This window comes from Streptomyces sp. NPDC057438, assembly GCF_042802995.1.
In the GTDB taxonomy this organism is placed as follows: Bacteria; Actinomycetota; Actinomycetes; order Streptomycetales; family Streptomycetaceae; genus Streptomyces.
In genome coordinates this window covers 24,807-31,653 of sequence record NZ_JBHVDD010000103.1, presented here as the reverse complement: position 1 = coordinate 31,653, position 6,847 = coordinate 24,807, and the positions used below count along the sequence as shown (strand labels likewise).

The window sequence follows — 6,847 nt, the reverse complement described above, 5'->3', positions numbered from 1 at the left end:
GGCACGGGGACAAGCACGGGGACAGGCGCGGGGACAGGCGCGGGGACAGGCGCGGCCGGCCGAACACCGGCCGGCCGCGGCCCCCACGCCCCGCCGACGCCGCCCCTGACGTCCCGCCCCGGCCTACCGCACGGCCGTCACGGTCCCCGCCCCCACGGTCCGGCCGCCCTCGCGGATCGCGAACCCGAGACCGGGCTCCAGCGGAACCTCCCGGCCCAGCTCCACGCTCATCGTGACCCGGTCGCCGGGCCGGGCGACAGCGGCCTCGCCGAGGTCCACGTCCCCGACGACGTCCGCCGTACGGATGTAGAACTGCGGCCGGTACCCGGTGGACACCGGGGTCGATCGCCCGCCCTCGCGCGCCGACAGCACGTACACCTGCGCGGTGAAGTGCCGCCGGGGCACCACACTGCCGGGCGCGGCCACCACGTGCCCGCGCCGGACGGCGTCCCGGCCGACCCCGCGCAGCAGCAGCGCCACGTTGTCCCCGGCCTGCGCCTCCGTCATCGGCTTGCCGAAGGTCTCCAGTCCGGTGACGACCGTCTCCACCTCGGCGCCGAGCACCTCGACCCGGTCCCCGACGTGGATCGTGCCGCGCTCGACGGCACCCGTGACGACGGTCCCCCGGCCCGTGATCGTGAGGACGTTCTCCACGGACAGCAGGAACGGCGCGTCCAGATACCGCTCGGGCATCGGGACGTACGTGTCCACCGCGTCCAGCAGCGCGTCGACGGACGCCGTCCACCGCGGGTCCCCTTCCAGCGCCTTGAGCCCGGACACCCGTACGACCGGTACGGAGTCGCCGCCGTACCCGTGCGCGGTGAGCAGCTCCCGGACCTCCAGCTCCACGAGGTCGATCAGGTCCTCGTCGCCCGCGTCGGCCTTGTTCAGCGCGACGACGACGTGGTTCACCCCCACCTGCCGGGCGAGCAGCACGTGTTCGGCGGTCTGCGGCATGATCCCGTCGAGCGCGGAGACCACGAGGATCGCGCCGTCGAGCTGCGCGGCCCCGGTGACCATGTTCTTGACGTAGTCGGCGTGGCCGGGCATGTCGACGTGCGCGTAGTGTCGGGTGTCGGTCTCGTACTCGACGTGCGCGATGTTGATGGTGATGCCGCGCGCCGCCTCCTCCGGGGCGCGGTCGATGCGGTCGAAGGGCACGAACGTGCCGGACCCGCGCTCGGCGAGGACCTTGGTGATGGCGGCGGTCAGGGTGGTCTTGCCGTGGTCGACGTGGCCCATGGTGCCGATGTTCAGATGTGGTTTCGTACGGACGTAAGCCGTCTTGGACATGGCGGTACCTCGAAGTCTCTTCAGCGGTACTGGGTGAGGTCCCGGCGCGACTACGGGCGCTGCCGGGACGGGGACCCCGAGGTCTGGCCGACCCTCCCCCTGCGGGGTCCGCCGGAATGTGTCCGGGAAGGGTCAGCTTCGGGCGCCGTCTGCGGCGGCCACGACGATCAGAAGGGCAGCCTTCGGGGCATCCGCGCCTGTGGCGGATGCGGCGAGAGCGAAGGCGTGCCGGAACATGTCGTCGATCATCGTCGACAAGTCGGTTCGCGTCGAATGGTTTTCGGTACGCACGGGGTCCGGGAGGGAGCCGAAGAGAGATGCTTCACAAGGGGCTGCCCGGTCTGAACGGCGCCCTGTCCGGGACCGTGTTCGGGAAGGCGCAGGCGGCGGGGTGCGCGGTACCCGTGGGGGACCCGGGCACACCGTGGCCGACGAGCACGTTGTTCCGCTCGCTGTGACCCCCGTGAGACGTTCCGTACGGCATACACGTACATGGGTCGGTTACCGTCGACGAATGCTCGATGCCACCACCCGCTCTGGGGGCACCGCCACGGTCCTTCCCCGGACCGCCGCCACGGAGCTCGCCGTCGCCACGCCCGTCGCCGTTCCAGCCGTGCCCCTGGGACGGGCCGCCCGCTGGGGCAGAGCGCTGCTCGCTCCGTGGGCCCGCTTCTCGTTCCTCGTGCTGCTGCTCCTGGGCGCCGTGTCGACCGTCCTGCTGTTCGAGCCGCAGCGGCTGCTGGCCGATGGCTGGCCGCCCCAGCTGAGCGGCGCCGCGGCGGTCGTGATGTTCGCGGTGGCCTACGGTCTGTGCACGGTGGCCTTCGTGCCCCGCCCGATCCTCAACATCGCGGCGGGCGCGCTCTTCGGTTCCCAGCTGGGTCTGGCCTCGGCGCTCACGGGCACGGTCCTCGGCGCCGGCATCGCCTTCGGCCTGGGCCGGATGCTCGGGCAGGACGCCCTGCGGCCCCTGCTCCGCCACCGCTGGCTGAAGTCGGCGGACGGCCAGCTCAGTCGGCACGGCTTCCGGTCGATGCTGGCGGCCCGGCTGTTCCCCGGAGTGCCCTTCTGGGCGGCCAACTACTGCGCGTCGGTCTCCCGTATGGGCTACCTCCCCTTCCTGCTGGCCACCGCGCTCGGCTCGATCCCGAACACCGCCGCGTACGCGGTCGCCGGAGCCCGGGCCTCGTCCCCGACCTCGCCGGCGTTCCTGATCGCCATGGCGTGCATCGCGGTCCCGGCCCTGATCGGAGCCGTGGTGGCCTGGCGCAAACGCCACCACCTGCGCACCCGCTGATCTCCGTAGGCCCCGGGCGGAAGCGGTCCGACGGGCCGCGGGCCCGCACCGCACCGCACCGCACCGGGAGCGGTCAGTCCCCCCGGTAGACGTCCAGCCGCCCGCACATACCGAACTTCCCGTACACGGACGGCTGCTCGGCCCGCACCACGGCGTCGGCCAGGTGGGACGCGTCCCCCCGCTCCAGCCGGTCCAGCTGCTCCCCGGTCGCCACGGCGGCGGCCCGCGCCCCCCGCTCCCAGCGCGCCCGCCACTGCGCGAGCCGCGGCCGTACGAGCGCGGCGGCGGCGCGGTGGAACGCGGCGAGCGGCTCTGGGCCGGACGCCTCGCGCAGCACCCGGTAGCCCTCCACGGCGAGGTCGCGCCGGGCCCGGGCGGCCCGCTCCTGCTCCTCCTTCGGCGCGTCCACCGGGATACGGGTGGCGGCGGCGTACGTCTCCGGGTCGGTCAGGTACTCCGGGGGCAGCGTGAGGACGGCGTCGCCCGCCTCCGGCAGTCCGCTGTTCTGCATGAGGACGGTGATCCGCAGGTCGCCCTCGTCGACCAGCCGGTGGATGGTGCCGGGCGTGAACCGGGCGACCGTCCCGGGCGCGAGCGGCGTGACCTCGTACCCGGAGGCCGTCAGCGTCTGCACCGCGCCCCGCCCGCCGGTGACGACGTACGCCTCCGAGCAGGTCAGATGCATATGGGGGGTTCCGCCACTCACACCGTCCGCCGCGGGCCAGTCGTAGACGCACAGGTGCGAGACCGCGACCCCGCCCGGCAGTCCCTCGAAGCCGCTCACCACGGGTGCGCCTCCAGGTACTTGGCGATCTCCTCCCGCTCCCAGGCCCCGTCCGCCACGACCACCCGGTAGCGGCGGGTGAGCGTGTCACCGGGAGCCAGTGCCAGCTCGTCGAAGAAGGCCCAGGAGGGGGCGACGGCGGCGAAGGGCTCGTTGCGGACGAACCAGTGCGCCGGGTGGGCGCCCCCGGCTCCCGTGTGATCGTTCTCCGGGGCGTGCGCGAAGACGAGGGTGGCGTGTCCGTCGGTGCCGTCGTGCTCGCCCGAGTAGGCCAGCCAGGGCGCCTGCTCCCCCATCAGGCCGGGCCCCTCGGTGTCGGGCCCGATGATCCGCCCGTCCCGGAAGGCGCGCGGGCCGCGCCAGAACAGGCCCGTGTAGCCGGCCATCTCGCGCCCGGCGGTCGTGGGGCTGCCGAACAGCAGCGGCTCGTCCCGGCGGTTGGTGATCGCGCTCGTCCAGGTCAGCGCCCAGGAACCCGACTCCGTGTCCACGTCGTGGATCTCGATCCGCCGCTCCTCGTCGGCCCACAGCTCCCCCGTGAACGGGTGCCAGGTCAGCCGCTCGGCGATCACGACCCGTTCGCCGTCCGACTCGACGACGTCGAAGCCGGCGTGCGCCATCGATCCGACCCGCTCCGGGAGGGGCAGATAGCCCTCTCCGTGCACGTACGAGTTGCCGCCCCACAGGTTCTGGCCCGACAGGTGCGAGGCCGTCAGCTGCAGACCCTTGTGCCAGCGGTGGTCGTTGGGGCGGAAGTCGGTGACGACGTCCCCGGCCAGCGTCCGGACCGGGTGCAGATACGGCTTCGGCGCCTCCCAGGCCGACTCCGGCCGGTAGACGTAGCTCACCAGCTCGACACCGGTGGCGGGTTCGGTGACCGTGATCCGGTCGCCGTGGGCGTGCACGACGCGCAGCCCCTCGTGGAAGGTCATGCGGTGCTCTCCTCGGTCGCGTCGGCGGACACCTGGGCGGTTCCGGGCGCCCATCCGGGGGCGCCTCCGTGCATGGCCGTGTAGTACGGGTCGCCGGGCCCGATCTCACCGCGCCGTACGGTCACGTCGGTGAAGGCAGACTTGTACAGGGCGGCGATCAGCTCCAGGCTCGTCCGCCCGTCGGCGCCGCTGCTGCGCGGGCGCTCCCCGGCCCGCATGCTCGCCACGAGTTCCCGCAGCTGCGCCAGGTGCGAGCTGGGCACGTCCTCGCCGAAGTCCCGCCAGGCCGCCACGTCCGCCTCCGGGGTGCCCGGGGCGGGGGTGACGGACCAGTCGGCGTTGGAGTGCCCGTACAGATGGGTCAGTTCGACGGTGGCGCGCTCGCAGTCGATGCGGATACGGCTGACCTCGTCGGGGCTGAGAACGCTGTTGACGATCGTGGCCAGGGCTCCGCTCTCGAAGCGCACGAGGGCCGTGGAGACGTCCTCGGTCTCCACGTCGTGGACCAGCCGGCCGGCCATCGCCCGCACCTCGCTCCACGGGCCGAGCAGATCGAGCAGCAGGTCCATCTGGTGGATGCCGTGGCCCATCGCGGGCCCGCCGCCCTCCGTCGCCCAACGGCCGCGCCAAGGGACGGCGTAGTAGGCGGTGTCCCGGTGCCAGGTGGTCTGGCAGTGCGCGACGAGCGGGCGCCCTAGGCTGCGCTCCGCGAGCAGTTTCCGTACGTGCCGCGTGCCGGAGCCGAAGCGGTGCTGGAAGACGATCGAGGCGTACGGCCCGCCGCTGTCCGCCCCCTCCTGCGCCTCGACGGCGTCAAAATCGGCCAGCGTCGGCACCGGCGGTTTCTCGCACCACACCCAGGCGCCGGCCCGCAGGGCGGCGATCGTCTGGTCCCGGTGCAGGGTCGGCGGGGTGCAGACGCTGACCAGGTCGGGCCGCTGCTCCGCCAGCATGCGCTCCAGATCGGTGTAGCCGTGCGGGATGCCGTGCTCCGCGCAGAACTTCGCGACCGCGTCGGCATCGATGTCGACCGCCGCGACGACCTCGGTCTCGCCCTCCTCGGCGAGCCGCTCGAACGCGGGCAGGTGCGAACCGCCGCCGATGGCGCCGATGCCGATGATCGCGGCACGGACACGACGGCCGGCGAGCGGGGCCGGCGGACGGTTCTGCCGGTGGTCCGCAGCAGGACTCGGGTCGTTGCTGGATGTGGGCATGGACGTGATCAGCACTCCATCGAACGTGGCATCGGACATCGGCCGGCGCCTGGTGGCGGGGCCCCGGCAGTCGGCGACCCTCCCAGCGGCAAGCGCTTTCCTCGCCAGCAAAGTATGTGCGGACATAGTGACTGGTCAACACCGCGCATTCGGCCGTTCCACACCTCGGACGCCCTCGCCCCACCCGAAGCGCGCACCCCCTCCGCCCGACCCCCGCCGGGCCTTGCGAAACCCCTGTGACGGGCCCGTCCCCACGGGGCGCTAGGCTGCCCCCAACACCTGTGATCACCCGCCCCGCGGCGCGGCACGTCTTCCGTCGGCCCACCACGATCAGCGCTTGGACCACGTAACTTCATGTCTTGGTTTGAATCCCTCATCCTCGGACTCGTCCAGGGGCTGACCGAATTCCTCCCCGTCTCCTCCAGCGCGCACCTGCGCCTGACGGCGGCCTTCTCGGGCTGGGAGGACCCGGGCGCGGCCTTTACGGCGATCACCCAGATCGGCACCGAGGCCGCCGTGCTGATCTACTTCCGCAAGGACATCGCCAACATCATCTCGGCCTGGTCGCGCTCTCTGTTCAACAAGGAGCTGCGCTCCGACCACGACGCCCAGATGGGCTGGCTGGTGATCGTCGGCTCCATTCCGATCGGTGTCCTCGGCGTGACCCTCAAGGACCAGATCGAGGGCCCCTTCCGCGACCTGCGCGTCACGGCGACCATGCTGATCGTCATGGGCATCGTGCTCGGCGTCGCGGACCGCCTGGCCGCGCGCGACGAGACCGGCGGCAAGCACCGTGCCGCCAAGGAGCGCAAGGGCCTCGAACAGCTCAACGTCAAGGACGGTCTGATCTTCGGCCTCTGCCAGGCCATGGCCCTCATCCCCGGCGTCTCCCGTTCCGGCGCCACCATCAGCGGTGGCCTCCTCATGGGCTACAAGCGTGAGGCCGCCGCCCGCTACTCCTTCCTCCTCGCCATCCCAGCCGTGATCGCCTCGGGCGGTTACGAACTGAAGGACGCGATGGAGGGCGGCCATGTCTCCTGGGGTCCGACGATCTTCGCCACGGTCATCGCCTTCCTGGTGGGCTACGCGGTCATCGCGTGGTTCATGAAGTTCATCACCACCAAGAGCTTCATGCCGTTCGTCTGGTACCGCATCGCGCTCGGCATCGTCATCGTCGTCCTGGTGTCGACGGGTGTGCTGAGTCCCCACGCGGGCGAGTCCGCCGGCTGACGCGGGCGAGTGGGCGGGCCGACGCGGGCGAGTCGGCGGCCCGACGCCGGCCGACGGCGCCCAACTCCCTTCAGTGACCAACCACATACGGCATCCG

The 6,847-nt window shown here is 72.2% G+C and carries 6 protein-coding genes; 2 read left to right on the top strand and 4 right to left on the bottom strand.

What is annotated here, in order from left to right; genetic code table 11:
- Nucleotides 1–123: 123 nt before the first annotated feature.
- The gene (gene tuf / locus ACFU5F_RS36710; protein ID WP_383897161.1) at nt 124–1,293 is read right to left on the bottom strand and encodes an elongation factor Tu; all 1,170 of its coding nucleotides are present in this window, start codon (nt 1,291–1,293) and stop codon (nt 124–126) included.
- A 514-nt stretch (nt 1,294–1,807) separates the two neighbouring features.
- Between tuf and ACFU5F_RS36705 the strand changes: the two genes are divergently transcribed.
- Complete coding sequence (locus tag ACFU5F_RS36705; RefSeq protein WP_383897158.1) at nt 1,808–2,590, top strand: TVP38/TMEM64 family protein; 783 nt, start codon at nt 1,808–1,810, stop codon at nt 2,588–2,590.
- A 73-nt stretch (nt 2,591–2,663) separates the two neighbouring features.
- Here the strand turns inward: ACFU5F_RS36705 and ACFU5F_RS36700 are convergent, their stop codons facing one another.
- From ACFU5F_RS36700 to ACFU5F_RS36690, 3 genes are read right to left on the bottom strand one after another with little or no spacing between them, the layout of a single operon-like run.
- Entirely contained in the window at nt 2,664–3,377 is a 714-nt protein-coding gene (locus ACFU5F_RS36700; RefSeq protein ID WP_383897155.1) for a cupin domain-containing protein, read from the bottom strand.
- Nucleotides 3,371–4,306: a PmoA family protein gene (locus ACFU5F_RS36695; protein ID WP_383897152.1), complete on the bottom strand. Its 936-nt coding sequence runs from the start codon at nt 4,304–4,306 to the stop codon at nt 3,371–3,373. The genes ACFU5F_RS36700 and ACFU5F_RS36695 overlap by 7 nt, the downstream gene beginning before the upstream one ends.
- Nucleotides 4,303–5,520, bottom strand: coding sequence for a Gfo/Idh/MocA family protein (locus ACFU5F_RS36690; protein ID WP_383897149.1), 1,218 nt, complete (start codon nt 5,518–5,520; stop codon nt 4,303–4,305). Before ACFU5F_RS36690 ends, ACFU5F_RS36695 begins: the two co-directional genes overlap by 4 nt.
- A 354-nt stretch (nt 5,521–5,874) precedes the next feature.
- On the opposite strand from ACFU5F_RS36690, the gene ACFU5F_RS36685 reads away from it, so the two are divergent.
- Entirely contained in the window at nt 5,875–6,750 is an 876-nt protein-coding gene (locus ACFU5F_RS36685) for an undecaprenyl-diphosphate phosphatase (RefSeq protein WP_383897147.1), read from the top strand.
- Nucleotides 6,751–6,847: the final 97 nt, after the last annotated feature.